The sequence below is a fragment of the Oscillibacter sp. PC13 genome (assembly GCF_900115635.1).
Taxonomy (GTDB): Bacteria; Bacillota; Clostridia; order Oscillospirales; family Oscillospiraceae; genus Oscillibacter.
The window spans coordinates 76,044-99,911 of the sequence record NZ_FOXE01000001.1 but is presented as its reverse complement, the minus strand read 5'-3'; the positions used below and the strand labels follow the sequence as shown (position 1 = coordinate 99,911).

Sequence of the window (23,868 nt, the reverse complement as noted above, 5' to 3'; positions counted from 1 at the left end):
GTCGGTTTTGTCTAACGCATTTGATATATGCTGTGGCAAACCGAAGGGAAGGAGGCAGAGAATATGGGGGAGTATGTGGAAGACCGGCGGTCGCGGCGCTCCCGGAAGCTGCTGAAGCAGGGACTTTTGGAATTGATGCAGGAGAAGCGGTTCCCGGAGATCTCCGTCCGGGATGTGACAGAGCGTATGGATCTGAACCGGGGAACGTTTTATCTGCACTATCCGAATACCACCGCTCTGCTCAGGAGCATTGAAGCAGACATGCTGGCGGAAGCCCAGGATTTAATTGATGCACATCTGCAGGAAACCGTAGCCTGTGGAACGCTGCAGCCGGTGTTTGAGCCGATTTTGGATTACGTGGTGTCCAACCGGGAGATCTGTACCATACTGTTTGCCAATAATTCCAGCAGCAATTTTACCGATCGGCTGCATGAGGTTATCCGCCGCAACGGCACCAATATCATTCGGGCCCGCTTTGCCCCAGCCTCCCAGGCACAACTGGAGTATTTGCTCGGTTTCATTACCTACGGCCTGATTGGACTGATGAAAGAGTGGTTTGACCGGGAGATGGATCTGCCGAAAAAAGAACTGATTGCCGCAGCTGACCGGCTGGTAAACGGCGCATCAGAATGTCTGCTGGGTGAAAAAAAGCCTGCTCCATTTCAAAACATTTTTCCAAAATAGAGCGGCGGCGCCGCTCTGTTTTTTCCAAGAGATGCTGTTGCATTCCCGGTATTTGTGGTAAACTGTTATTTGGTGAAGAATATCCTTTTTGAAAGGTGGTTATTCAATGAGAAAAACAAAAATTGTCTGTACCCTGGGGCCGGCCACAGATCAAAACGGCATTTTAAAGAAGATGTTGCAGGCGGGGATGAATGTCGCGCGATTCAATTTTTCTCACGGCAGTCATACCGAGCATAAGTCACGGCTGGATCAGCTGAAGGCGCTTCGGACGGAGATGAATCTGCCCGTGGCGGCCATGCTGGATACCAAGGGACCGGAAATCCGCCTGAAGTCCTTTGCGGCGGGCTCTGTGATGCTGCGGGCGGGCAATTCGTTTACCCTGACCACGGAGGATACCGTCGGTGATGAGACCCGCTGCGCAGTGACCTATGCGGAACTGCCGCAGGATGTGAAGGCCGGAGACACCATTTTGCTGGACGACGGCCTGGTACGGCTGACGGTGGAGGAGACCACGGCCTCCGCGGTTCGCTGCCGGGTGGAAAACGACGGCGTCATGAAAAACAACAAGGGCGTCAATATCCCCGGCGTGCGGCTTTCCATGCCCTATATGAGCCAGCGGGACCGGGAGGATATTCTCTTTGGCGTGGAGCAGGGCTTTGACTATATTGCGGCCAGCTTTGTCCGCACCGCGGCAGATGTACGGGAAATTCGCCGTCTGCTGGACAAGGCGGGATCCAACATTCGTATTATCGCGAAAATTGAGAACCGGGAGGGTGTCAGCAATCTCTCGGAGATCCTGTCCGTGGCCGATGGGGTGATGGTGGCCCGGGGCGACATGGGAGTGGAGATTGACTTTACAGAGATTCCCGTGATCCAAAAAGACATGATTGCCCAGTGCGTGGCCCTTGGCAAGCCAGTCATCACCGCCACGCAGATGCTGGATTCCATGATTGAAAATCCGCGGCCAACCCGGGCCGAGATCACGGATGTGGCCAATGCCATTTATGACGGGACCTCCGCCATTATGCTCTCCGGTGAGACGGCGGCTGGCAAATATCCGGTGGAAGCGGTCAAAACCATGGATGCCATTGCCCTGCGGACGGAAAGCGACATCAACTATGCCAAGCGGATGCGGGCTGTAGCGGGAAAAAACCGCATGTCTATTGCCGCCGCAACCGCCCACGCCGCCTGCACCACGGCGATGGACATTGGTGCCGATGCCATCCTGACGGTCAGCCAGAGCGGTACCACAGCGCGCCTGGTGAGCCGGTTCCGCCCCGGTACCACGGTGGTGGCCTGCCTGCTGAACGAGCAGGTCCAGCGGCAGATGGCCCTTTACTGGGGCGTGACGCCGCTGCTGATGCCCTACGCCAGCAATACTGACGAGCTGATTGAATTCGCAGTCCAGGCGTCGGAACAGGCAGGGCTGGTGAAGCAGGGAGATCTGGTGGTGGTGACCGCCGGCGTACCGGTTGGCGTACCAGGCACCACGAATATGATTAAGGTCCATCTGGTGGGAGGAGCGCTTTTGAACGCAGTTGGTATCGGGGAGAGCAACGCCTCTGGTCCCCTGTGCGTCTGCCGCTCCCTGGAAGAGGTGCATGCCAAGTTCCGGCCCGGCGATGTACTGGTGGTTCCCTACACCTCCAATGAGATCCTGCCGCAGATTCGACAGGCAGCGGCAGTCATCAGCGAGGAATCCGGCGTCAACAGCCATGCGGCGACAGTGGGACTGACGCTGAACAAGGCGGTGATTGTGGGAGCCGGGGGAGCTACCGCGAACCTGCGGGACGGCACGCTGGTGTCTGTGGACTGCACCCGGGGTGTAGTTCAGACCATGCCCCAATAAGCGGCGAAAGGCAACCTGCCCGTGCGGCTGGTGATAAAACAGACTTGCAGTGGCGGAGGAAGTTCCGCCGCTGCTTTTCTAGTCGGTTCCAAAGGACAGGACGGCCCGTGAAACGCCGTACTTGCAGGCAGACTTTTCGTATGATACCATAAAAGACCAGGAATAGACTGGCACTTGGGGAATTTTGGGAGGGGGAGAAAGCGCTGGTGAAAAAACGTGTGTATACGGGAGCTGCCGTGCTGCTCCTTGCGCTGGTGACCGCGGTCTTGTATTCCCGCGCATTTCCCATTCAGCCAGACGGCGGCAATCTCGCGGAATATGCAAGCCAGCATCTGAACCGGGGAAGCAGCGTCCCAATGGAAAATCACATCAAGCTCTATGATTCCGTTGTCATTGGGAAGAAAAAATTTACCTTGATGGAACTCAACGGCGATTTGGGAGAAATTCGCCTGACCTGCGGCCTGAATGGACGATACCGAATTGATTCCATTGGATACGGGGGCGGTAACTTTCGGGAGGAACTTGTCCGGGACAGTGAAAAAAATTACTGTTTGATTGGCGGACGGAATACGTATTTTGGAATTGCGGAAATTGCCGTTGTACTGGATGGCAGGACGTACCGGCTGGATGTCCCTGAGGGGGAGCGCTTTTTCGTATCTGTAGAGGTGGATGCGGCAATAGAGGAGACACATGCCCTTCCGGAGGACATTTCCTTCTATGACCGGGAGGGGAAGGACATCACGGAGCAAGTGCCCTGGAACTGAACAGACACGGCTGGCAGAAATTTTGTGGATTTCTCAGCAAACCGTTTTACTGGATTTGCAGCAGAGAAAAACTGATATGAGAATTCCCCGGCCCGTCTGCCGTAGGCAGACGGGCCGGGGAATTCTATGCAGCAGATAGGATTATCGAATGAAATTCCAATACAAATACAGGCCGGCGGGAATAAGAACCTGCAGGATTAAGATGACTGGGATGCCGAACCGGAAGGACTTATGCAGTGTTTTGTGATGCCATACCTTCATGCCCAACAGTGCGCCGATACTGCCTCCCAGGGCGGAGAGCAGGAACAGCGTCTTTTCCGGCACCCGGCGGACGGCGTCGTTTTTTGTCTTCCGCTTTGCCTTCCACTTGTCCAGGCCGAAGATGAAAAACGTCACTAGGTTGATGACCAGCAGGTACATTGCCAGGGGTACCCAAGGGCTGCCGGTCATGACCACCGCCCAAAGGGTGTCGTTGGTCGCCTCCGGCAAATACAGCGCTTTCTTCTCCATATAAACCTCCACGCGCCTCCCGGCGCTAAAAAACAGGCTGGCCGGATTTTTTCCGACCAGCCCATTTTATCAAATTGCTCAGACGTTTGCAAGCTTGCTGAGTTCCACAGCGGTCTTGGCGGCCAGCCGTGCGTTGTTGTACACCAGTTGGATGTTGGAGGCCAGGGAGTCGCCGCCGGTCAGATCCTTGATCTTGGCCAACAGGAAGGGGGTGGTCTCCTTGCCGTGGATGCCCAGCTTCTTGGCCTCGGCCACAGCCTCGTCAATGGCGTTGTTGATGACGTCGGCGTCCATGGAAAATTCCTCGGGGATGGGGTTGGTCACCAGCATGCCGCCGCCAAGGCCCATGTCCTGCTTCACGAAGAAGGTCTTTGCCAGTTCCGCTGGGGTGTCGATGCGATAGTCCACCCGGAAGCCGGATTTGCGGGTGTAGAAGGCGGGCAGCTCCTCCGTGCCGTAGCCGATCACAGGCACGCCGTGGGTCTCCAGATACTCCAGCGTCAGCCCCAGGTCCAGAATGGACTTGGCGCCGGCGCAGACCACCATGACGGGGGTGTGCGCCAGTTCCTCCAAATCGGCGGAGATGTCCATAGTGGTTTCAGCGCCCCGGTGCACGCCGCCGATGCCGCCGGTGGCGAACACGGAGATGCCGGCCATGTGGGCGATGATCATCGTGGTGGTGACGGTAGTGGCGCCATCCCGGCCCTCAGCCACCAGTACGGGCAGATCCCGGCGGGAGGCCTTGGCCACCTTTGTGCCGGTCTTGCCCAGGTAGTCAATTTCCTCCGGGCTGAGGCCGGCCTTCAGTCGTCCGCCGATAATGGCAATCGTAGCAGGGGTGGCACCGTTTTCCCGAATGAGCTTCTCCACGTTCAGCGCGGTCTCCACATTCTGGGGATAGGGCATGCCGTGGGAGATGATGGTGGACTCCAGCGCTACCACGGGGCGGCCCTCAGCCAAAGCCTTCTGAACCTCAGGGGCAATATCAAGATACTTGTTCAACATAAAAAACCTCCAATATATCATCAAAAAATATTAATATAATAGCAAAATGAAGCTTCTATAACATCCGAAAGATGTATCAGGGAATGGCATTGCAACCGGAAAACAGGATCATAGTCCCGCGCGGATTCGCAGGTTTTTGGCGCTCATCACAGGGTTGATGGTTTCCGCCCCCTCCATGGCAATGGCGGAGGCCGCCAGGCCGGCTCTCGCCGTGCCCTCCAGGTTTGTGCCCTGAAGATAGGCCCAGACGATAGCCGCCATAAAGGCGTCGCCGCAGCCGGTGGTATTTACCATATCCGCCGACAGCACCGGCAGATGGAGGCGCCCGGTGTGATCCGCGGCAAATACGCCGTCTCCGCCCAGGGAGATGAATACCCGCCGCAGCCCGGTGGACAGCAGCGCATCTGCCGCCCGGTGGAGGCTCTCCTCATCGGTAATGGCCACGCCGGAGAGCAATTCCGCTTCCAGGCGGTTTGGCTTCAGGGTATGGAGCTTTCCCAGCGCTGGTTTTAATTTGACTGCCTTGGCGGTGGACACGGGATCCGCAAAGATGGGCACCCCGGCGTTGTCTGCCAGCCACTGAATGCTCTCCGGGGGAATATTGGTATCGATGACAATCACCTGACTGGCGGAGAGCAGCTTTTGCCGTGCGGCCAGCACCCGAGGCGTCAGATGGCGGTAGATTTCCATGTCGCTGACAGCCAGCGCCATGTCTCCTTGCGGGTCATTGATAAAAAGGTATGTGGAGGTGCGCCCGCCTGGAATCACCGGGGACTGGGAAATGTCGATGCCCAGTTCTCCGCAGCTGGCGGCGATTTTCTGGGCGTTCAGATCATCGCCGAACACCGTCAGCATCCGGGTATCCACCCCCAAAAGGCTCATATTGTGGGCAATATTCCGCCCCACGCCTCCAAGGCTCATCCGCACAGTGCCGGGATTGGAATCCTGCGGCACCAGATCTTCCGATGGGTGGCCGCCGATATCCATATTTACGCCGCCCACCACCGTCACATAAGGTGCAGTGCAGACAATGTAGCCCTTTCCGGCAATCAGCCCCTTTTTCATCAGGTTGGAGATATGCACTGCCACAGACGACCGGGTAATTCCTGCCTTTTCCGCCAGTTCCTGCTGGGAGATTAAGGGATTTTCCTCAATCCAGTTCAGCAATTGGCGTTCCCGTTGGGTCATAAACGGCACCTCCATTCTAAGCAAAAATTAAGATAACTAATCTAATGTTTATATTACGAGTTTTTTTAAAAATGTCAACCCCCAATTTAAAACCAGTTGTCCGCCCAAAACAGCCGAAGGTCGGAAATCTCTGGACGGGTGGGAAAAACACCCGTATACTGATAAAAAAGGAGGGAGAACTGTGAAGGTGGAAGTCGTATTGGAGCCGAACCGGAGGGATGTGCGGGTGGTCATCCATGCGCCGGCTATGACGCCGGACGTGACAGAGTTGGCGGCCCGGCTTTCGGCGGAAGGGCCTGGCCTGCTCCCCGGCTTTCGGGGGACAGAGGTGGTTCCGCTGGATCCGAATCAGATCCTCCGGTTTTACGGAGAGGAGAAGGAGATCTGCGCACAGACAGCGGAGGGAAGCTACACGGTGCGCCAGCGGCTCTATGAACTGGAAACACGGCTGGACAGGCACCAGTTCGTCCGCATCTCCCATTCGGAGATCGTAAATCTCCGGCAGGTCACAGGCCTGGATCTAAGTCTGACGGGTACCATTCGCATGACGCTGACCGGCGGCATTGTCACCTATGTTTCCCGCCGGTATGTGAAAAAAATCAAGGAGGCGCTGGGGCTGTGAAAGAATTCTACGAACCCGGGCTGCTGCGCCGGCAGCTGCTGTGGGCACTTTTCGGGGGGCTGTGCGGCATGATTCTGGTGCCGCTGTTCGTCATCTGGCTGAACAGCCTCAGTGTCATGCCGGAGTGGACGGCACCCCTCGTTGTCCGGCAGGCAGTGTTGGACGCAACTGGCTGGCCCTGGCAGGCACTGCTGGCTCTGGAAGTGGTGCTGGCCTTTGCCTTCGGCGCCACAGTGGGCGTGGCGGTACCGCCCATGGAGGGCAGCGGGCGGGCGGTGACGGTGCGGACCGCGGCCCACCTGCTGGGATCCTCTCTCCTGTTTGCGGGGTTGTGTGCCGTGTGCGGGCTGCTGCCCGCCGCTTGGCAGGGATGGCTGGTGCTGCTGGGACTGTACTGGTTTGCCTATGCCGTAGTGTGGCTGCTGCGGTATCTTGTCTGGCGGGCGGAACTGGAGCAGATCCGGGAGGGGCTGGGCCTTGCGCCGGCGAAAAAAAGCGGCGGCATGTTTCAGCTGCGGTCTCTCCGGGTTTATCTGCTGCTGGCAGCGGCAGTGGAGTTGGGGCTCCCACCCCTGCTGCGGCTGCTGGAGCGGAGCGACAGCATCCCTGTGCTCACCGGCCTGCTGTACCCCTATTTGCTGCTGCCCTTTTTCTGCGTCTGCACCGGGTGGAGCGCCGGGCGGCGCTTTGGAGTTGCCCTGCTGTACCCTGCGGCCTGCGGATTGCTGGCAGTGCCCCATGTGTTTTTGCTGTATAATTCTTCCGCACTGTTCCACGCGGGCGTGGCTGTGCTGTTTGCCCTGCTGGGCAACCTGCTGGGCGCGGCGGTGCGATGGGGAAAGGAGCGTGCCCATGAAACGGGAGATTCGTCTCTATAATGTGATTTTGCCCGTCTGGCTTTTGTGGCTGTTTCCACAGGTGTGGCTGATTGTGCTGCCGGGCAACCTGCTGGTGGACGGTCTGGTGCTGCTGCTGACGCTGCTGGCGCTGAAGCGGCGGGACAAAAAGGCCCTGGTGAAAGCCCTGATTTGGAAATTCTGGATCCGGGGCTTTGCGGCTGACTTTGTGGGAGCGGCCTGGATGTTCCTGGGGGCGCTGCTGGCAGCCTTCCTGCCCCGGGACGGCTGGTGGCAGACGGGACTGGAGTACACCATGCACAACCCCTTCGGGCATCCCGCCGCCTTTTGCTGGACGCTGACCGCAGTGATAATTGCCGCCGTGTGCATCTATCGCTTTGACCGGAAGGCGCTGAAAGAGGCGGAGGGCCTCAAGGACCGGGAGCAGCATGTGATTGCCCTGACTATGGCCATTGTCACGGCTCCCTGGACGTTTTTCATCCCTGTTTATTGACCGGTGGAAAAAATTGAAAGACAGCGGAACCAAACCGCCTCCTTTGCCGACTAAATGAGCAAAGGAGGCGGTTTGCATATGAAGGCCAGAATGCTGTTTTTGCTGCTGGGGCTTGCACTGGCGGGAGCGTTGGCCCTGACGCCCCGGGAGCGCACGGTGGATATCCGGATAGAAGCGATGGAGTATGCTTTTTCTGATGCCGGTGTGGCAGTACCGCATGTGGTTTTTATACAGGGAACGGATCGGCGGAACCTGTTGGGACGCGGTAGTTTTTCCGGGACTTTGACCATCGATGACGGCGTACCCATGAAGATTTCCTCACCGCTGCCGGGAGGGGAGCACAGCCTGACCGGAGGCGGAGCTGTTACCGGTGTCAGCGTGGCTGGAGCCTGGAACCGGGCAGTGCTCTTTTTGCAGGCTCCGCTGGATGGGAACAAAACGGGCTGCAATTGCTTTCTGGATCTGGGAAACGGCCGGGAGGCGGCGGTGAAAATTGCCTTGGCGGTTTATGACCAACGGCCGGCGTCGCCGTCCGGAATTTGAAAAAAGAGGTGGATGAGATGAAAAAGTGGACGTTATTCCTGAGCCTGTATTTCTCCCTTTGCCTGCTGGCGGCCTGTGCCGCCTCCGGCAACGGTGTCCCGGCGCCCGGCGGCACACCCGCCGGAGAGGAACAGAGCGGCGGCGAAACGACCCAGCCCGCCGCGGCTGCTGTGGTCTGCCGCATCGTGACGGCCGATGGAAGCCAGCTTCTGCTGGCGGAGGCTGAAGGCGGCAGTGGAGACGTGTATTCCCTGAACGCCGCAGGTCTGCTGCAAAGCGGGGGAGCTGCTATAGACCTGACGGAGCCGGGGGCGTATCAGTCCCTGCCCAACGGGACGCTGGAAGGCGCGCTGGTGGAGATTGCTTTTGGCGGCGACATCATGGAGACCTACCCCGCCCAGCTCGGCGGAGTCACGGCCGTCACGGTGCTGCCTGACGGCTTCGACGACCGCTGCCGCCTGTATCTGGATGTGCTGAACGACCTGTGGGAGGTGGACAGCGGCCTCAACAGCGATGGGATGACCTATGTGGGTGTGGACCTCAGTCAGACCAGCCTGTTTGCAAGTGAGCGCTCGGCGGTGGCCTGGGCCTTCGCCCAGGCCCACGGCGCAGAGCTGGTGGAGGGCACCTATGAGGAGCTGGCGGAGCAGGGCTATTTCACCGCCGAGCCTCTGGAGGGCAGCGACGCGAAGTTGTGGTACTGGGAGGACGGATGCCTGTTTTCCATCCGGGAAAAGGAGGACGCCGCCTTCAGTCTGCCCGCTATGGGGATGCCTGACGCAGAAAACGGCCTGGTGAACGCCGTTTGCTTCGACGCCCAGAAATGGCGCAGCGGCACCGGGGCGTACTATTTCGTGGACTGCACGGCGTCCCAGTCCGCCGATGGGGTATGGAGCGGGTATACGGTGGGCAGCCAGGCCATCTCGTAAATTCGCCGGGAGACAGCGTGCCAAAATCTCCCGCTCCCTCTTGTAAAGAGCGGAAAAAAGGCATATAATATCCCATTATTATGCGTCTTTCCGAAAAAACGAGAAAACGGGTGAATATTCATGAGTTACACAAAGATCGCGGCCATTTTTGCCGACAGCGAAACGCTGGCCGGGCAGACTGTCACGGTGGGCGGCTGGGTCCGCACCATCCGGGACCTGAAGGGCTTCGGCTTCATTGAGCTGAACGACGGCTCCTGCTTCAAAAACCTCCAGGTGGTGATGGAGGCGGAGTCCCTGGCCAACTATAAGGACATCGCTGCCCAGAATGTGGGCGCGGCCCTGGTGATCACCGGCACTGTGGTGCTGACGCCGGAGGCCAAGCAGCCCCTGGAGCTGAAGGCCGCGAAGGTGGAGGTTGAGGGCGTTTCCGCCCCGGACTACCCCCTGCAGAAAAAGCGCCACAGCGTGGAGTTTTTGCGGACGATCCAGCACCTGCGCCCCCGGACAAACCTGTTCTCCGCGGCCTTCCGGGTGCGGAGCGTGGCGGCCTATGCCATTCACGAGTTCTTCCAGGAGCAGGGCTTCGTCTATGTCCATACCCCCATCATCACCGCCAGCGACTGCGAGGGCGCCGGCGAGATGTTCCGGGTCACCACCCTGGATCCCAAGGATCCGCCCCTGACCGAGGATGGCCAGGTGGACTTCAGCCAGGACTTTTTCGGCAAGCCCGCGAACCTGACCGTCTCCGGCCAGCTGAACGCGGAGAACTTTGCCATGGCCTTCGGCGATGTGTATACCTTCGGCCCCACCTTCCGGGCGGAGAACTCCAATACCCAGCGCCACGCGGCGGAGTTCTGGATGATTGAGCCGGAGATGGCCTTTACGGATCTGAAGGGCGACATGGACGTGGCGGAGGCCATGATCAAGTTCGTCATCCGGGAGGTCATGCGCAAATGCCCGGACGAGCTGGCATTTTTCAACAGCTTCGTGGACAAGGGCCTGATCGAGCGGCTGGAGCATGTGGCGAATTCCGATTTTGGCCGCGTGACCTATACCGAGGCTGTGGAAATCCTGGAAAAGTGCAACGACAAGTTTGACTATAAGGTATTCTGGGGCTGCGATCTGCAGACGGAGCATGAGCGCTACCTCACCGAGCAGGTGTACAAGAAGCCCGTGTTCGTCACGGATTATCCCAAGGAGATCAAGGCGTTCTACATGCGCATGAACGACGACGGAAAGACCGTGGCGGCGGCGGACTGCCTGGTGCCGGGCATCGGCGAGATCATCGGCGGCAGCCAGCGTGAGGAGCGGCTGGATCTGCTGGAGGGCCGCATCCGGGAGCTGGGCATGAATCCGGAGGATTACTGGTGGTATCTGGATCTGCGGCGTTACGGCAGCTGCAAGCACGCGGGCTTCGGCCTGGGCTTTGAGCGGCTGGTGATGTACCTCACCGGCGTCTCCAACATCCGGGACGTGCTGCCCCACCCGAGAACCGTGGGCAACGCGGAGTTTTAATTCCTTCGAAGGGGAGCAGGCTCTCCCTTGATCTCCCCCACCTCGTCGGAACAACCTGCGCTTCACTCGCCCCGCCTGCGGACAGGGCTTGCCCCGCTCCGGCCGTTCCTCCTCTCCCCACCAAAACCTTTGGTTTTGGCGGAGGCCCCAAGTGGCCACTGGAGAGCGCCGCGGCAAACATCATTGAATCAGAAAAGGACGGCTGTTCAGCCGTCCTTTTTTGCGTGCTTTTTTAATAGATCTTCAACCGCTTCGTCCAGAAGCCGGGATTTTGGAACCCGGGTTTTCTTTGCCAAGTCATTGAGAGGCTCCACCAATTCATTTGCCAGAGAGGATGTAAATCGAGTCCTGTTTACCAACATTGGTTCAGCCATCATTATGCACCACCTTATGCTATATAGTATACATATATTTTTTTTTAAAACAACTGGTTGAAAATAGCATATAGATAGTGCATAATAGTGTAAGGAGGCGATTTTCATGAATGATACCATACGGCTGATCAGCGATTTGGCCTGGCGGATGCGGCGGGATCAGCTGCGGCGAAGCCCGGACTGGCAGGAGGCGGAAAGACAAAAGGAAACACTGTACCGGGCGTTTTGCAGCCGCCACCGCCGCAACCACGGGCTGCTTTGCGCCGTCAACGACCTGCTGGACGCCCGGGGGGCGCTGGCGGAGCTTGAAAGCGACGGCAGCTTCCTCCTGGGATTGCAGATGGGGCTGGAGCTGGGAAGCCTGCGGGTACTGAAAAAGGCAGAGTGAACGTCACTCTGCCTTTCTGGGGTAGGTCTCCATGCCCACCAGCAGACAGTTCTGCACATAGGGCACTTGGTGCTCCTCCAGCCATGCAATCAGCTCCGGGCTCTCCGCGCCGGGCTGGAGCACCACGCATTTGCAGGGCTTTTGGTTTTCCTGCAGCAGCCGCAGGCCCTCCTCCGGCCGGATGCACAGGTCGATGATGTCCACATCACCGGGCACATCGTTTAAGGACGCCAGCTCCTTCCCGATGCCATAGGCGGTATAGCCCTGCCGGGTGAGGCCGCTTTTGATTTTGGCGGCGAACTTCTCCGGGTTCTGGGTGTTGCCGGCCACTGCGAATACCTGCTGGTCCATAATTTCCTTCAGTTCCATGGAATCCCTCCCGTGTTGTATTTTGTTTTATCATAGCATACCGGCGGCGGGATGGCTATGATATAAGCAACAGACAAAGATTGTATTTGACAGATGCTGGCGGGAGACACTATGATGGAGAAAAGAGAACAAACGGAGGGGATGGAACACGATGCTTCAGCGGGAGCTGCTGTACGCCGCCATGGGTACGGGCTTTACCTGCCTTGCCACGGTGCTGGGCGCGGCGATGGTTTTTTGCTTTCGAAAGGATATGTCCCACCTGACCCAGAAGGTCTTTCTGGGCTTTGCGGCGGGGGTGATGACTGCTGCGGCGGTGTGGTCGCTGCTGATCCCCGCCATGGAGATGGCGGAAGCCGCAGGCGGGGGCATTTTATTGCCGGTGGGCGGCGGCTTTGTGCTGGGCGGCGCGTGCCTGATGCTGCTGGACGGACTGCTGCCCCATCTGCATATCGGCAGCGACCGGCCGGAAGGACTGGCCGCCCACTGGAAGCGCACCACCATGATTGTCCTGGCGGTGACGCTGCACAACATCCCGGAGGGGATGGCCGTCGGGTTGAGCTTTTCCGTGGCCGCGCAGGATCCGGCGCCCGGGGCGCTGGCGGGGGCGGTGGCCCTGGCCATCGGTATGGGGCTGCAGAACTTTCCGGAGGGAGCCGCCGTGTCCCTGCCCATGAAGGCCCAGGGCGTCGGAAGCGGAAAGGCCTTTCTCTGCGGCGCGGCCAGCGGCGTGGTGGAGCCCATCTTCGGGCTTCTGACGGTTTTGATCGCCGGCAGCGTCACCGGCATCATGCCGTGGGTATTGTCCTTTGCCGCGGGCGCGATGATCTATGTGGTGGTGGAAGAACTGATTCCGGAGGCGCAGCTGGGGGAGCACTCCCACGCGGGCACCATCAGCGTCATGACGGGCTTTCTCATCATGATGCTGCTGGACGTGGTGCTGGGATGAGGGCGGTTTCTCCGGCTTGAACAGAAATATTGCCGGGGCTGAATGCGCACGGAACTGTGCAGGGAGGGAGAACGATGGAAAAGACGCCGCATTATGAGAGCTATCTGAAGATTCTGGAGGAGGAGCTGATCCCCGCCATGGGGTGCACGGAACCCATCGCGGTGGCTCTGGCCGCCGCCAGGGCGCGGGAGGCGCTGGGCACACAGCCGGAGGCGTGCCGGGTGGAGGTCAGCGGAAATATCATCAAAAATGTAAAGGCTGTCACGGTGCCAAACACCGGCGGCCTGAAGGGCATTGAGGCCGCTGCGGCGGCGGGTATTGTGGCCGGGCGGCCGGAGCTGGAGCTGGAGGTGCTCTCCAAGGTGAGCGGGGCGGAGATTGCCCGGATGCGGGAGTTCCTGGCGGGCTGCCCGGTGGAGGTGATCCCGGCCCAGGGAGACCGGGTATTTTACATCCGGGTGACCGTACAGGCGGGAGAACACATCGCTTCCTGCGAGATTGTGGACTTCCACACCAATATCACCTGTATCCGGCGGGATGAGGCGGTGCTGTTCCGGGGCGGCGCCGTGGGCGGCCAGAAGAAGGAGACGGATCGATCCGTTCTGACGGTGGAGGAAATTGTCCGCTTTGCCGACTGCCTGGACACGCAGGACGTGGCGGAGCTGCTCCGCCGGCAGGTCGCCTATAACACCGCCATCTCCCAGGAGGGCCTGCGGGGCGGCTGGGGTGCAGAGGTGGGCAAGACCCTCCTGCAGGTTTACGGGGACCGGGTGGCAGTCCGGGCCAAGGCGGCGGCCGCCGCCGGATCCGACGCCCGGATGAGCGGCTGTGAAATGCCGGTGGTCATTGTCTCCGGCAGCGGCAACCAGGGAATGACGGCCTCCCTGCCGGTGATTGAATACGCCCGGGATATGGGCGCCGCGGAGGAGGAACTTTTTCGGGCGCTTGCGGTGGCTGACTTGGTGACTATCCGCCAGAAGAGCGTGATCGGGCGCCTTTCCGCTTTCTGCGGGGCTGTCAGTGCCGGGTGCGGCGCCGCTGCCGGCATTGCCTATCTTTACGGCGGAAGGTTTGAGGTCATCGCCCACACGATTGCCAATACCCTGGCGATATGCTCCGGTATGGTCTGCGACGGCGCAAAGCCGTCCTGCGCGGCGAAGATTGCCTCTGCCGTGGATGCCGGTCTGCTGGGATATGAGATGTACCTCCATGGCGGGCATGAGTTTGTGGACGGAGAGGGGATTATCCGCAAGGGCGTAGAGAAGACCATCGATAATATAGGCCGCTTGGCCCGTCAGGGAATGCGCCGCACGGATGAGGAGATTCTGGACATTATGGTTGGAAACTGAGAAGCGGGAGCCGTTCTCCGGCTGCGGCAAATTTAGCCGCAGCCGGAGAAGAACCCTTGTGCAAACGTACAGTTGACTTTCTGCGGCGGACATGCTATGATAACGCCTACAATGTGATAACGGCAAATGAAGTTCTTAGGGAAACGGCGAAGGCCTGCCGAAGGAGTGAAACTCTCAGGCGTCCCCTCCGGGGATAGGGACTAAGAATGGATGTGGCTCTGGAGAAGCTCAATGATGAGTACCGAAGGTGCAAGGCGCGGTGTGCCGCGCTGAATCTCTCAGGTAAAAGGACAGAGTAGAGAAACGCGGGGATGGGTACCCGTGCGTCTGTGCTTTCTTTTCCGGAGCGGCTATCATCAGCCGTTCCGTTATTTTTTCAGGAGGGAAAGAAAACATGCTTGAAACATTCAATTCATTGGAAAGCGCCCTGTATCCAGTTGTATGCAACATCAACAATTACCTGTCCAGCTATATCCTGGTCTTCCTGCTGATCGCGGTTGGCCTGTGGTATTCTATTAAGACCCAGTTTGTTCAGATACGCTGCTTTGGCGAGGGTATGCGGAAGGTCTTTGGAAACCTCTCCCTGCGGGGCGGCCGGCAGGAGAGCGGCATGAGCTCCTTCCAGGCTCTGGCTACTGCCATCGCAGCGCAGGTGGGTACCGGCAATATCGTGGGCGCCAGCGGCGCCATCCTCACCGGCGGTCCCGGTGCCATTTTCTGGATGTGGGTCATTGCCTTCTTCGGTATGGCGACCATTTATGCAGAGGCCACCCTGGCGCTGAAAACCCGTAAAGTGGACAAGGACGGTACGGTTCACGGCGGTCCTGTATACTACATCACCACTGCGTTCCAGGGCGGCTTTGGCAAATTCCTGGCAGGTTTCTTCGCGGTGGCCATTATCCTGGCCCTTGGCTTTATGGGCTGCATGGTGCAGTCCAACTCTATCGGCTCTACCTTCCAGACCGCCTTTGGAATCCCGTCTTGGATCGTGGGCGCTGTGTTGGTGGTCATCTGCGCGGTCATTTTCCTGGGCGGCGTTCAGCGGCTGGCCTCTGTCACGGAAAAGGTTGTTCCCATCATGGCAGCCATCTTCCTGTTAGGCGGCCTGGTGGTTTTGGTATGCAGAATCCAGTATATTCCCGCAACCTTTGGCATGATTTTTAAGTATGCCTTCCAGCCCCAGGCTATCATCGGAGGCGGCTTCGGCTATGCCATCAAGACTGCCGTCAGCCAAGGTGCAAAGCGCGGCCTGTTTTCCAACGAGGCCGGTATGGGCTCAACTCCCCATGCACATGCCCAGGCCAATGTGAAGGATCCCCATGATCAGGGTGTGGTGGCCATTATCGGTGTATTTATCGATACCTTCGTGGTTCTGACGCTGAATGCGCTGGTAATCATCTCCACTCTGTACACGCAGGACGGTATTCTGGCCGGCGGTTATACCGGTGCTGTTACCGAGACCATCGGTAAGGCAAACCTGGCACAGACGGCGTTCGGCACCGTATTTGGCGAGAGCCTGGGCGCCATGTTCGTGGCTGTCTGCCTGTTTTTCTTTGCATTTTCCACCATCCTGGGCTGGAATCTGTTCGGCAAAATCAACATGATCTATCTGTTTGGGAAAAAGCTGGGGGCAAAGAATGCCACGGTGATTTATACGCTGATTGCACTGGTGTTTATTTTCCTTGGCACAGTGATGTCCAACGATCTGGTGTGGGAGCTGACGGATATGTTCAACAACCTGATGGTCATTCCAAACGCCATCGCGCTGTTTGCATTGACAAGCGTTGTGACAAAGGTTGCACTGGGAAAAGAAACGCTTCGTAAATAATTTTTATGAGATTTGAACGGAGACTTTGGTTTTGAACCAAGGTCTCCGTCTTTTTCCATAAATTAGAGGGGACGGAACGGGTGCTTTCGACAAAATTGAAATTTGTTTTGACAGGTTAACATTGTACATTGTATAATATTTAACATCCAAAGTATTTGAATCCAATAAGTTTGTACCTCGGGCGGAAGCCCAAGGCGCGTTGGCCCCTGTGGTCATCGTGCCTTTTCCATGTCTGTAGCACAGATCAATTACGAAAAAGGAGAACTGTTCATGAGCAACGAACTGTCCCGGGCAAGCGAAATCATTGAAAGCTATGACTGCGACCAGTCCAACCTCATTGCGATTATGCAGGAGATCCAAGCGGCGTACAAGTATCTGAGCGAAGAGGTTTTGACTCTGATTGCAGAAAAATTGAACATCGGCACAGCAAAGGTGTACAGCGTAGCCACTTTCTATGAGAATTTTTCTCTGGAGGCAAAAGGCCGGCATGTCATCAAGGTCTGTGCGGGCACGGCTTGCCACGTGCGCAAATCTCAGCCTATTTATGATGCCATCTACGAGTATTTGGGGCTGAGTGGAAAGAAAAAAACCTCTGCAGACGGCCTGTTTACGCTGGAGACGGTGGCATGTCTCGGCGCCTGCGGCTTGTCCCCTGTCATGACCATTGACGGCGAGGTACACGCAAAAATGACCCCCGAGGCAGCGTTGGCGCTTCTGGAGGAGATTCGCGGAAAGGAGGCGGCTGAGGCATGAACCGCACCAAACTGACACGGGAGAGCTTTCACGTATTCCAGGCCAACGCGAAAAACGCCTTGAAGCAGAGCGAACAGGTAACCTCCGTTTTGATCTGCGCAGGCACTGGATGTATTGCCGGCGGATCCATGAAGATCTATGAAAATATCAAGGCAGAGTGCGAAAAACGGGGCCTTGCCGTCTACGTGGGGCTTAAACACGACACGGATGAGGAGAAGAGCCTTCATGTGAAAATGAGCGGCTGCCACGGCTTCTGCGAGATGGGTCCCCTGGTTCATATTGAGCCCATGGGTGTCATGTACATTCACGTGAAGCCGGAGGACTGCCACGAGATCATTGAGAAAACCGTTCTGGGCGGCGAGATCATTGACCGGCTGGTATACCATCTGGACGGCGTGGCCTATCCCCGGCAGGAGGATATTCCTTTTTACAAGCGCCAGCATCGGGTGGTGCTGGAGAACTGCGGCCGCAGCGACGCGGAGGATATTGAGGAGTACATTGCCAAGGGCGGCTACGAGGCGTTTGAAAAAGCACTCTTTGAGATGACGGGAGAAGAAATCTGCAAAACAGTCATCGATTCCGGACTCCGGGGCCGCGGCGGCGGCGGATTCCCCGCCGGCCGCAAATGGGAGGGCGCCCGGAAGCAGAACGCGCCCCAGAAGTATATCGTCTGCAACGGCGACGAGGGCGACCCCGGTGCGTTTATGGATCGCTCCGTCATGGAGGGCAACCCCCACAGCGTGCTGGAAGGCATGATGATTGCAGGTCTCGCCGTTGGCAGCGATTCGGGGTATATCTATGTGCGCGCGGAGTACCCACTGGCAGTCAACCGTCTGAAGACCGCCATTGCAAAAGCGGAGGCGTATGGCCTTCTGGGCGATCACATTATGGGAACGGACTTTTCCTTCCATATCCATGTCAACAAGGGCGCGGGAGCCTTTGTCTGCGGCGAGGGCAGTGCCTTGACCGCTTCCATTGAGGGAAACCGGGGCATGCCCCGCGTCAAGCCGCCGCGCACCATTGAGCACGGCCTCTGGGCAGAACCCACGGTGCTGAACAATGTGGAGACTTTTGCCAATGTTCCTCTGATTGTGCGTAATGGCGTGGACTGGTACCGCTCCATCGGTACAAAGAACAGCCCTGGCACCAAGGCATTTGCACTCACCGGCAATGTGGAGAACACTGGACTCATTGAGGTGCCTATGGGCACCACGATCCGGGAGGTGGTGTTTGACATCGGCGGCGGCATTCGAAACGGAAAGAAGTTCAAGGCCGTACAGATTGGCGGACCCTCCGGCGGCGCCACCACCGCCAGCCGGGAGCATCTGGATCTGCCCCTGGATTTCGACTCCCTGAAAAGTATTGGAGCTATGATTGGCTCCGGCGGTTTGGTAGTGATGGATGAGGATACCTGCATGGTGGAAACCGCCCGCTTCTTCATGGAGTTTACGCAGAAGGAATCCTGCGGCAAATGTGTTCCCTGCCGGGAGGGTACCAAGCGTATGCTGGAGATCTTGAACCGCATTGTGGACAACAAGGGCACGCTGGAGGACTTGGATCTGCTGGAGGAGTTGGCAGACACCATCTCCCACACGGCCCTGTGCGGCTTGGGACAGAGCGCCTGCAAGCCTGTGCAGAGCACGCTGAAGTATTTCCGGGAGGAATACCTGGCCCATGTGGTGGATCACCACTGCCCCATCTGCAATAAGGAAAAGCCCCATCCCACCATTGACGCGGACAAGTGTAAGGGCTGCGGCAAGTGCCGGAAGAACTGCCCCATGGAGGCGATCTCCGGGACAACGAAGCAGGTGCATATCATCAATTCTGAAAAATGTATTAACTGCGGCGCTTGCGTGACGAACTGCCCGTTCGGCGCGATTACCGCTGCAAAGGAGGGTTAAGCAATGGCAAAGGGAATTATGTATATCGACGGCCAGCGCGTGCCCTTCGATGGGGAAAAGAACGTCCTGGCGGTGATCCGGAAGGCGGGAATTGAGATGCCGACCTTCTGCTACTATTCGGAACTGTCTGTTTACGGCGCATGCCGGATGTGCGTGGTGGAGGATGAGAAGGGGAAGATCGACGCCTCCTGCTCCATGGAGCCCCGGGATGGCATGAAGATCCGCACCAATACTGCAAAGCTTTTGAAACACCGCCGGATGATTTTGGAGCTGATGCTCTCTTCCCACTGCAGGGACTGCACCACCTGCGAAAAGAGCGGCAACTGCCGCCTGCAGGAGCTGGCGCTGCGGTTTGGCGTGCGGCATGTCCGGTTTGAGGATACCCGCCCGGTGTATGACAAGGACGAGTCCTCTCCCGCGATTGTCCGGGACCCCAACAAGTGCATTCTCTGCGGCGACTGCATCCGTATTTGTGAAGAGATGCAGGGCATGGGAATTTTGAACTTCGCCCATCGCGGCAGTGACTTGCAGGTGATGCCGGCTTTTGACCGGAAACTGTCCCAAACCAGCTGCATCAGCTGCGGACAGTGTGCTGCTGCCTGCCCCACCGGAGCGATCACGGTGCGCAATGAAATCGGTCCTGCCTGGCGGGCACTGCATGACCCCAAAAAGCGGGTGGTGTTCCAAATCGCACCTGCCGTGCGGGTGGCTGTGGGCGAGTCCTTTGGGATGGCCCCCGGCGTCAATGCCATTGATAAGCTGGTGTCTGCCCTGAAAATGATGGGCGCAGACGAGGTATACGACACCAACTTTGGTGCGGACCTGACTGTCATGGAGGAGTCTGCAGAGTTCCTGGAGCGGCTGAAGAAGGGCGGCCCCTTCCCCATGTTCACCTCCTGCTGCCCGGCGTGGATCAAGTATCTGGAGGAGGAGAATCCAAAGTATCTGAAAAATATCTCCAGCTGCAAGTCTCCTATGGAAATGTTTGCAGCAGTGCTGAAGGACCAGTATGCCAAAAAGGATGCGGATGATGGCAAGACTACCTATCACATTGCCATTATGCCCTGTACAGCCAAGAAAATGGAGGCCCGGCGCGAAGAGTTCACGCATGACGGCAAGCCGGATGTGGATTTGGTGCTGACCACGCAAGAGGTTATCATGATGATCAAGGAATCCGGCATCCGCTTTGCAGAGCTGGAAGGAGAATCCCCGGATCTGCCCTTTGGCATGGGCACTGGTGCTGCCACGATCTTCGGCACTACTGGAGGCGTGGCGGAAGCTGTAGCCCGTCGTGTGGTGGAGGATAAATCCAAGAACACACTCCAAGCTATCCAATTCTCCGGCGTGCGGGGCAGCGAGACCATCCGTTCCGTGACACTGCCGGTTGGGGATCGGGCCCTGCGTATTGCCGTGGTCCACGGATTGGTCAATGCCCAGAAGCTGCTGCGGGACATTGAAGAGGGCAAAGAGTACTATGATCTGGTCGAAGTGATGACCTGCAAAACCGGTTGTGTTGGTGGAGCGGGCCAGCCCTACGGACTGATTCCTATCAAGCAGCAGCGCGGTGCGGGTCTGTATGAAGCCGATCGCGCCGCCCTGATTAAGCGCTCTGAGCGGAACCCCATCGTGATGGAAATGCTGGACGGTTCTCTGAAGGGCCGGACCCATGAGTTGTTGCACGTCCATTACAAAAAAGATTAACGCAAGCATTTTTGAATACTCTTTGAAAAAGCCTGATGTTTACACGTCAGGCTTTTTCTTGCTGCGTATCCACAGTGGAAACTGCACCAGACGGCTGCCAGTTTCTGACGGCCTCAAAGGGCAGAACAAAGGATGGAATCCCCTCGGTGGCGGGAGCAATGGCATACATGGAATAAAACCAGACAATTCCCTCCTCTGATAAGTAGAAGTGCCGGGGATTGAAGCGGCGGCGCAGTTCCCGACGCCAACTTTCATGATATCGGGAAACACCGGCTTTTTCCTGCCGTGTAATCTCGGCCTCTGCCTGGTGCAGTAGCTGCCGCTTCCAGCTGCTTTTGGAAGGGAAAAAGGAGGATAGCGGAACTGGATAACCAGACGACAGATCCCAAGTATCTCCCCACCGGGTCAGCAGCGCGGGTCCTGGCAGACCGGATTCCCGGGATTGGGTATATAGGCTCCAAAAACTATCATTATTGTATGTAACGCGATAAGAAAGTTCTGCTTTCAGCGAGGGAAGCGGCGCACTGGAGGCCAGAGCGGCTCTGTACTCCGCCACGGCTTGGGGAAAGAGCCAGCGATCGCAATAGCGGAGAAAGGAGCGGGCTTGCAGTTGATAGTACCGGTGGATTCTGCGGGATACCTTATCTGCCGCCGGAACTGGCTGAGGCAGTGAAACGGCGGCGGAGAGAACTGGGATTCCATCCACCGTCCATTCCCGCTCTGCCGCAAAGGGCTCTGTATGCAGCTGGGTCAGGCTTTGTCTCATGCGGTTGATGCTCCCTTCCATAGCTTTGATCTGCTTTAGCCTATGCGGAGCGGGCGGAAGAGGTGAGAGCGGGAGTAATACTTTAATGTGCGAAAAATTTTGTCAGAAAGACCCTTTACTTTCACGCAGTACAATGCTAAAATTTAAAAAGGCGGCGGTTGCCGGCAATTCGTTGGAGAAATCCCAGAAAGGGTGTTTTAAATGGTCAAGATTGGGAAGAAGGAAAAGAATGATGCGCTGTACAAGGCGATCCTGCAGCTAAAGGACGAGCAGGAGTGTTATGACTTTTTTCAGGATCTGTGCACTATTTCTGAGTTGCGATCCATGGAGCAGAGATTCGAGGTGGCGTCGTTGCTGTATGATGGCATGATTTACAATGATATTCTGGAACGAACAGGTGCGTCCAGCGCCACCATCAGCCGGGTCAACCGCTCTTTGAGTTATGGAACCGGCGCCTATGCCCAAATTTTTGAGCGGGAAAAGAACAAAGAGAAATGAGCAGCTATGATGCACTGGCTGCCAGTTACGATGCGCTGACTGTGGATGCGGCGTATTGCCGGCGGGCAGACTATTTGGAACGCCTGCTTCGCAAAGGACCTGTTCCGGTTCGGACAGTGCTGGATTTGGGCTGCGGAACCGGAACAATGGCATATTTGCTGACAGCGCGGGGATATCAAGTTATCGCAGTGGACGGATCGGAGGAGATGCTGACCCAGGCCATGGAAAAGGCTGCTTCTGCTGAGCTGGATCCACCGCTGTTTTTGCAGCAGGATATGCCGCACTTGCGACTGCTGAAGCCAGTAGATGCGGCCATTTCAACGCTGGACGCCCTGAATTACCTGACACGCACAAGGGATATCCGGGAGACCTTCCAGAGGGTATACCGCTGGCTGCGGCCCGGTGGACAGTTTATCTTTGATGTCAACACACCATACAAGTTTCGCCGGATGGACAGGCAGATCTATATGGATGAGACAGAGGACAGTTACTGTGTCTGGCGGACGTTTTTCTCTGAAAAAAGTCGGATCTGTACCTATCAGGTGGATTTGTTCCACCTGCAACCGGACGGTGCATGGGAACGGGACTTTGAGGAGCACCGGGAGCGTGCCTGGGAAGAAGCAGAGCTGCGGCAATACCTGGTGGAGGCTGGATTCACGGATATTACACTCAGCGGCGATTTACGAATGTCTCCGCCGAAGCAGGAGGAGGACCGGTGGATTTTCCGGGCATTCCGGCCTTCTGCATCATAAGAAACACACAGAGGGATAATTTACTATGAGCGATCAATTGATTCGGGCCATTACGAAGGATGGCCTTGTAAAAGCGGCGGCGGTTTCTACCCGCGGGCTGACAGAGCGTGCCCGCCAGATTCATAAAACTCTGCCGGTGGCTACTGCAGCTCTGGGCCGCACGCTGGCGGCGGCCTCCATGATGGGCAACGCCCTGAAAGAGGACGGAAGCAGCCTAACCTTGCAAATCAAGGGAGGCGGGCCGTTGGGGACGATTTTGGCGGTGTCGGATAACGAGGGGAATGTCCGTGGGACAGTGGAGAACCCGGCTGTGGAAATTCCTTTGCGGACAGACGGAAAGCTGGACGTGGGCGGCGCTGTCGGGTGTGAAGGTACACTGACGGTGATCCGGGATTTGAACATGAAAGAACCCTATATCGGGAGCGTGGGCTTACTGGGCGGTGAAATCGCTGAAGATTTGGCGGCCTATTTTGTGGAGTCCGAGCAGATTCCGACTGCCTGCGGTCTGGGTGTTCTGGTGGATAGGGATCAAAGTGTGCTGGCTGCGGGGGGCTATCTCATTCAACTGCTGCCCGGCGCAGGGGAGGACACGATTTCCAAGGTGGAAGGCAGCTTGATGGCAGCGGGACCGGTCACGGGGTTGCTGGCGAAGGACGATGATCCGGAGACACTGCTCCGGACAGCCCTTTCAGATTTTGAACTGGAGGTGCTGGAGAAACGCCCAATTGCGTACCGCTGTTACTGCAGCAGGGAACGAATGGAGCGGGCGCTTATCAGTCTTGGGCCGGAGGAACTGAAGGGGATTATTGACGAACAGGGCAAGGCAGAACTGACCTGCCGCTTCTGCGATAACGTGCAGCACTTCTCGCGTGAGGAGCTGGAGTTGCTGCTACAGAATATGCAGAAAAAATCGTGAAAAATTCGAAAATACTGTTGACAGATAGGGAGAGCTCGGGTATAATAAACTCTGCCGTCTGACAGAGCGGCAATCGGGGAGCATAGCTCAGCTGGTTAGAGCACCTGCCTTACAAGCAGGGGGTCACTGGTTCGAGTCCAGTTGTTCCCACCATTTTTGCTCAGATGTATGTCAGAGATGGCCCGGTAGTTCAGTTGGTTAGAACGCTAGCCTGTCACGCTAGAGGTCGACGGTTCGAGCCCGTTCCGGGTCGCCATCTCCCATAAAATGGAAGCATTTTATGGGAATTTGCCCAGATAGCTCAGTTGGTAGAGCAGGGGACTGAAAATCCCCGTGTCGCTGGTTCGATTCCGGCTCTGGGCACCATT

The 23,868-nt window shown here is 57.5% G+C and carries 25 protein-coding genes, 3 tRNA genes and 1 riboswitch; of the genes, 22 read left to right on the top strand and 6 right to left on the bottom strand.

Annotated elements, in window-relative coordinates:
- Positions 1–63 precede the first annotated feature (63 nt).
- The 3 genes from BMZ81_RS00525 (at position 64) to BMZ81_RS00515 (ending at position 3,297) form a co-directional block, all read left to right on the top strand.
- Positions 64–684, top strand: a complete 621-nt coding sequence (locus BMZ81_RS00525; RefSeq protein WP_177187141.1) for a TetR/AcrR family transcriptional regulator — start codon at positions 64–66, stop codon at positions 682–684.
- A gap of 106 nt (positions 685–790) precedes the next feature.
- The gene (pyk, locus tag BMZ81_RS00520; protein ID WP_091127646.1) at positions 791–2,533 is read left to right on the top strand and encodes a pyruvate kinase; all 1,743 of its coding nucleotides are present in this window, start codon (positions 791–793) and stop codon (positions 2,531–2,533) included.
- Positions 2,534–2,739: 206 nt separating this feature from the next.
- The gene (locus BMZ81_RS00515; RefSeq protein WP_091127645.1) at positions 2,740–3,297 is read left to right on the top strand and encodes a hypothetical protein; all 558 of its coding nucleotides are present in this window, start codon (positions 2,740–2,742) and stop codon (positions 3,295–3,297) included.
- 141 nt (positions 3,298–3,438) lie between these two features.
- Here BMZ81_RS00515 and BMZ81_RS00510 read toward each other — a convergent pair whose 3' ends face one another.
- The 3 genes from BMZ81_RS00510 to BMZ81_RS00500 form a co-directional block, all read right to left on the bottom strand.
- Positions 3,439–3,807: a DUF1294 domain-containing protein gene (locus BMZ81_RS00510; protein ID WP_347498044.1), complete on the bottom strand. Its 369-nt coding sequence runs from the start codon at positions 3,805–3,807 to the stop codon at positions 3,439–3,441.
- Positions 3,808–3,885: 78 nt separating this feature from the next.
- Positions 3,886–4,812 (bottom strand): pseudouridine-5'-phosphate glycosidase, encoded by a 927-nt coding sequence (locus tag BMZ81_RS00505; RefSeq protein ID WP_091127644.1) that lies wholly within the window; start codon positions 4,810–4,812, stop codon positions 3,886–3,888.
- Between the two features lie 108 nt (positions 4,813–4,920).
- On the bottom strand, positions 4,921–6,000 hold the full coding sequence (locus BMZ81_RS00500) for a PfkB family carbohydrate kinase (RefSeq protein ID WP_091127643.1): 1,080 nt from the start codon (positions 5,998–6,000) through the stop codon (positions 4,921–4,923).
- 181 nt (positions 6,001–6,181) lie between these two features.
- Between BMZ81_RS00500 and BMZ81_RS00495 the strand changes: the two genes are divergently transcribed.
- The 6 genes from BMZ81_RS00495 to asnS all read left to right on the top strand — a co-directional run bounded on the left by BMZ81_RS00495 (position 6,182) and on the right by asnS (position 10,959).
- Positions 6,182–6,622, top strand: coding sequence for a LytTR family DNA-binding domain-containing protein (locus tag BMZ81_RS00495; protein WP_091127642.1), 441 nt, complete (start codon positions 6,182–6,184; stop codon positions 6,620–6,622).
- The gene (locus BMZ81_RS00490; protein WP_091127641.1) at positions 6,619–7,500 is read left to right on the top strand and encodes a hypothetical protein; all 882 of its coding nucleotides are present in this window, start codon (positions 6,619–6,621) and stop codon (positions 7,498–7,500) included. The genes BMZ81_RS00495 and BMZ81_RS00490 overlap by 4 nt, the downstream gene beginning before the upstream one ends.
- Positions 7,475–7,972, top strand: coding sequence for a hypothetical protein (locus BMZ81_RS00485; RefSeq protein ID WP_091127640.1), 498 nt, complete (start codon positions 7,475–7,477; stop codon positions 7,970–7,972). Before BMZ81_RS00490 ends, BMZ81_RS00485 begins: the two co-directional genes overlap by 26 nt.
- Positions 7,973–8,050: 78 nt before the next feature.
- Positions 8,051–8,515: a hypothetical protein gene (locus BMZ81_RS00480; RefSeq protein ID WP_091127639.1), complete on the top strand. Its 465-nt coding sequence runs from the start codon at positions 8,051–8,053 to the stop codon at positions 8,513–8,515.
- Positions 8,516–8,532: 17 nt separating this feature from the next.
- Positions 8,533–9,444, top strand: coding sequence for a hypothetical protein (locus BMZ81_RS00475; protein ID WP_091127638.1), 912 nt, complete (start codon positions 8,533–8,535; stop codon positions 9,442–9,444).
- A gap of 120 nt (positions 9,445–9,564) precedes the next feature.
- A complete protein-coding gene (asnS, locus tag BMZ81_RS00470; protein ID WP_091127637.1) occupies positions 9,565–10,959 on the top strand; it encodes an asparagine--tRNA ligase in 1,395 nt (464 codons plus the stop codon).
- A gap of 206 nt (positions 10,960–11,165) precedes the next feature.
- Here asnS and BMZ81_RS00465 read toward each other — a convergent pair whose 3' ends face one another.
- Positions 11,166–11,336: a ribbon-helix-helix domain-containing protein gene (locus BMZ81_RS00465; RefSeq protein WP_347498043.1), complete on the bottom strand. Its 171-nt coding sequence runs from the start codon at positions 11,334–11,336 to the stop codon at positions 11,166–11,168.
- 103 nt (positions 11,337–11,439) lie between these two features.
- On the opposite strand from BMZ81_RS00465, the gene BMZ81_RS00460 reads away from it, so the two are divergent.
- Entirely contained in the window at positions 11,440–11,721 is a 282-nt protein-coding gene (locus BMZ81_RS00460) for a hypothetical protein (protein WP_091127636.1), read from the top strand.
- A gap of 3 nt (positions 11,722–11,724) precedes the next feature.
- Here BMZ81_RS00460 and BMZ81_RS00455 read toward each other — a convergent pair whose 3' ends face one another.
- Positions 11,725–12,090: a CoA-binding protein gene (locus tag BMZ81_RS00455; RefSeq protein WP_091127635.1), complete on the bottom strand. Its 366-nt coding sequence runs from the start codon at positions 12,088–12,090 to the stop codon at positions 11,725–11,727.
- Between the two features lie 151 nt (positions 12,091–12,241).
- Here BMZ81_RS00455 and BMZ81_RS00450 point away from each other — a divergent pair, with 151 nt between their 5' ends.
- The 6 genes from BMZ81_RS00450 to BMZ81_RS00425 all read left to right on the top strand — a co-directional run bounded on the left by BMZ81_RS00450 (position 12,242) and on the right by BMZ81_RS00425 (position 20,568).
- On the top strand, positions 12,242–13,036 hold the full coding sequence (locus BMZ81_RS00450) for a ZIP family metal transporter (protein WP_091127634.1): 795 nt from the start codon (positions 12,242–12,244) through the stop codon (positions 13,034–13,036).
- A gap of 74 nt (positions 13,037–13,110) precedes the next feature.
- On the top strand, positions 13,111–14,385 hold the full coding sequence (locus BMZ81_RS00445) for an L-cysteine desulfidase family protein (RefSeq protein WP_091127633.1): 1,275 nt from the start codon (positions 13,111–13,113) through the stop codon (positions 14,383–14,385).
- Positions 14,386–14,593: 208 nt separating this feature from the next.
- Positions 14,594–14,689: riboswitch (glycine riboswitch) on the top strand.
- 90 nt (positions 14,690–14,779) lie between these two features.
- Positions 14,780–16,213, top strand: a complete 1,434-nt coding sequence (locus BMZ81_RS00440; RefSeq protein ID WP_091127632.1) for an alanine/glycine:cation symporter family protein — start codon at positions 14,780–14,782, stop codon at positions 16,211–16,213.
- 270 nt (positions 16,214–16,483) lie between these two features.
- Positions 16,484–16,966, top strand: coding sequence for an NADH-quinone oxidoreductase subunit NuoE family protein (locus BMZ81_RS00435; protein WP_091127631.1), 483 nt, complete (start codon positions 16,484–16,486; stop codon positions 16,964–16,966).
- Entirely contained in the window at positions 16,963–18,867 is a 1,905-nt protein-coding gene (locus BMZ81_RS00430) for a (2Fe-2S) ferredoxin domain-containing protein (protein ID WP_091127630.1), read from the top strand. Before BMZ81_RS00435 ends, BMZ81_RS00430 begins: the two co-directional genes overlap by 4 nt.
- A 3-nt stretch (positions 18,868–18,870) precedes the next feature.
- Positions 18,871–20,568, top strand: a complete 1,698-nt coding sequence (locus BMZ81_RS00425; protein WP_091127629.1) for a [FeFe] hydrogenase, group A — start codon at positions 18,871–18,873, stop codon at positions 20,566–20,568.
- A gap of 46 nt (positions 20,569–20,614) precedes the next feature.
- On the opposite strand, the gene BMZ81_RS00420 is transcribed toward BMZ81_RS00425, so the two are convergent.
- Positions 20,615–21,334 (bottom strand): RsiV family protein, encoded by a 720-nt coding sequence (locus BMZ81_RS00420; protein WP_177187140.1) that lies wholly within the window; start codon positions 21,332–21,334, stop codon positions 20,615–20,617.
- A gap of 201 nt (positions 21,335–21,535) precedes the next feature.
- Between BMZ81_RS00420 and BMZ81_RS00415 the strand changes: the two genes are divergently transcribed.
- The 6 genes from BMZ81_RS00415 (at position 21,536) to BMZ81_RS00390 (ending at position 23,866) form a co-directional block, all read left to right on the top strand.
- Positions 21,536–21,832 (top strand): YerC/YecD family TrpR-related protein, encoded by a 297-nt coding sequence (locus tag BMZ81_RS00415; protein WP_091127627.1) that lies wholly within the window; start codon positions 21,536–21,538, stop codon positions 21,830–21,832.
- On the top strand, positions 21,829–22,584 hold the full coding sequence (locus BMZ81_RS00410) for a class I SAM-dependent DNA methyltransferase (protein ID WP_091127626.1): 756 nt from the start codon (positions 21,829–21,831) through the stop codon (positions 22,582–22,584). The genes BMZ81_RS00415 and BMZ81_RS00410 overlap by 4 nt, the downstream gene beginning before the upstream one ends.
- Positions 22,585–22,609: 25 nt before the next feature.
- The gene (gene hslO / locus BMZ81_RS00405) at positions 22,610–23,500 is read left to right on the top strand and encodes an Hsp33 family molecular chaperone HslO (protein WP_091127625.1); all 891 of its coding nucleotides are present in this window, start codon (positions 22,610–22,612) and stop codon (positions 23,498–23,500) included.
- 76 nt (positions 23,501–23,576) lie between these two features.
- A tRNA-Val gene (locus BMZ81_RS00400) sits at positions 23,577–23,653 on the top strand.
- A 26-nt stretch (positions 23,654–23,679) separates the two neighbouring features.
- Positions 23,680–23,756, top strand: a tRNA-Asp gene (locus BMZ81_RS00395).
- A gap of 34 nt (positions 23,757–23,790) precedes the next feature.
- A tRNA-Phe gene (locus BMZ81_RS00390) sits at positions 23,791–23,866 on the top strand.
- The last annotated feature ends 2 nt before the right edge of the window (positions 23,867–23,868 follow it).

Bases quoted from the DNA above. Each gene is read 5' to 3' on its own strand.
- BMZ81_RS00420 (WP_177187140.1), bottom strand. From the start codon at position 21,334: ATGAGACAAAGCCTGACCCAGCTGCATACAGAGCCCTTTGCGGCAGAG.
- BMZ81_RS00445 (WP_091127633.1), top strand. From the start codon at position 13,111: ATGGAAAAGACGCCGCATTATGAGAGCTATCTGAAGATTCTGGAGGAG.
- BMZ81_RS00425 (WP_091127629.1), top strand. From the start codon at position 18,871: ATGGCAAAGGGAATTATGTATATCGACGGCCAGCGCGTGCCCTTCGAT.
- BMZ81_RS00450 (WP_091127634.1), top strand. From the start codon at position 12,242: ATGCTTCAGCGGGAGCTGCTGTACGCCGCCATGGGTACGGGCTTTACC.
- BMZ81_RS00480 (WP_091127639.1), top strand. From the start codon at position 8,051: ATGAAGGCCAGAATGCTGTTTTTGCTGCTGGGGCTTGCACTGGCGGGA.
- BMZ81_RS00455 (WP_091127635.1), bottom strand. From the start codon at position 12,090: ATGGAACTGAAGGAAATTATGGACCAGCAGGTATTCGCAGTGGCCGGC.
- pyk (WP_091127646.1), top strand. From the start codon at position 791: ATGAGAAAAACAAAAATTGTCTGTACCCTGGGGCCGGCCACAGATCAA.
- BMZ81_RS00510 (WP_347498044.1), bottom strand. From the start codon at position 3,807: ATGGAGAAGAAAGCGCTGTATTTGCCGGAGGCGACCAACGACACCCTT.
- BMZ81_RS00475 (WP_091127638.1), top strand. From the start codon at position 8,533: ATGAAAAAGTGGACGTTATTCCTGAGCCTGTATTTCTCCCTTTGCCTG.
- BMZ81_RS00500 (WP_091127643.1), bottom strand. From the start codon at position 6,000: ATGACCCAACGGGAACGCCAATTGCTGAACTGGATTGAGGAAAATCCC.
- BMZ81_RS00525 (WP_177187141.1), top strand. From the start codon at position 64: ATGGGGGAGTATGTGGAAGACCGGCGGTCGCGGCGCTCCCGGAAGCTG.
- BMZ81_RS00485 (WP_091127640.1), top strand. From the start codon at position 7,475: ATGAAACGGGAGATTCGTCTCTATAATGTGATTTTGCCCGTCTGGCTT.
- BMZ81_RS00440 (WP_091127632.1), top strand. From the start codon at position 14,780: ATGCTTGAAACATTCAATTCATTGGAAAGCGCCCTGTATCCAGTTGTA.
- BMZ81_RS00465 (WP_347498043.1), bottom strand. From the start codon at position 11,336: ATGATGGCTGAACCAATGTTGGTAAACAGGACTCGATTTACATCCTCT.
- BMZ81_RS00460 (WP_091127636.1), top strand. From the start codon at position 11,440: ATGAATGATACCATACGGCTGATCAGCGATTTGGCCTGGCGGATGCGG.
- BMZ81_RS00410 (WP_091127626.1), top strand. From the start codon at position 21,829: ATGAGCAGCTATGATGCACTGGCTGCCAGTTACGATGCGCTGACTGTG.
- BMZ81_RS00430 (WP_091127630.1), top strand. From the start codon at position 16,963: ATGAACCGCACCAAACTGACACGGGAGAGCTTTCACGTATTCCAGGCC.
- BMZ81_RS00435 (WP_091127631.1), top strand. From the start codon at position 16,484: ATGAGCAACGAACTGTCCCGGGCAAGCGAAATCATTGAAAGCTATGAC.
- asnS (WP_091127637.1), top strand. From the start codon at position 9,565: ATGAGTTACACAAAGATCGCGGCCATTTTTGCCGACAGCGAAACGCTG.
- hslO (WP_091127625.1), top strand. From the start codon at position 22,610: ATGAGCGATCAATTGATTCGGGCCATTACGAAGGATGGCCTTGTAAAA.
- BMZ81_RS00415 (WP_091127627.1), top strand. From the start codon at position 21,536: ATGGTCAAGATTGGGAAGAAGGAAAAGAATGATGCGCTGTACAAGGCG.
- BMZ81_RS00505 (WP_091127644.1), bottom strand. From the start codon at position 4,812: ATGTTGAACAAGTATCTTGATATTGCCCCTGAGGTTCAGAAGGCTTTG.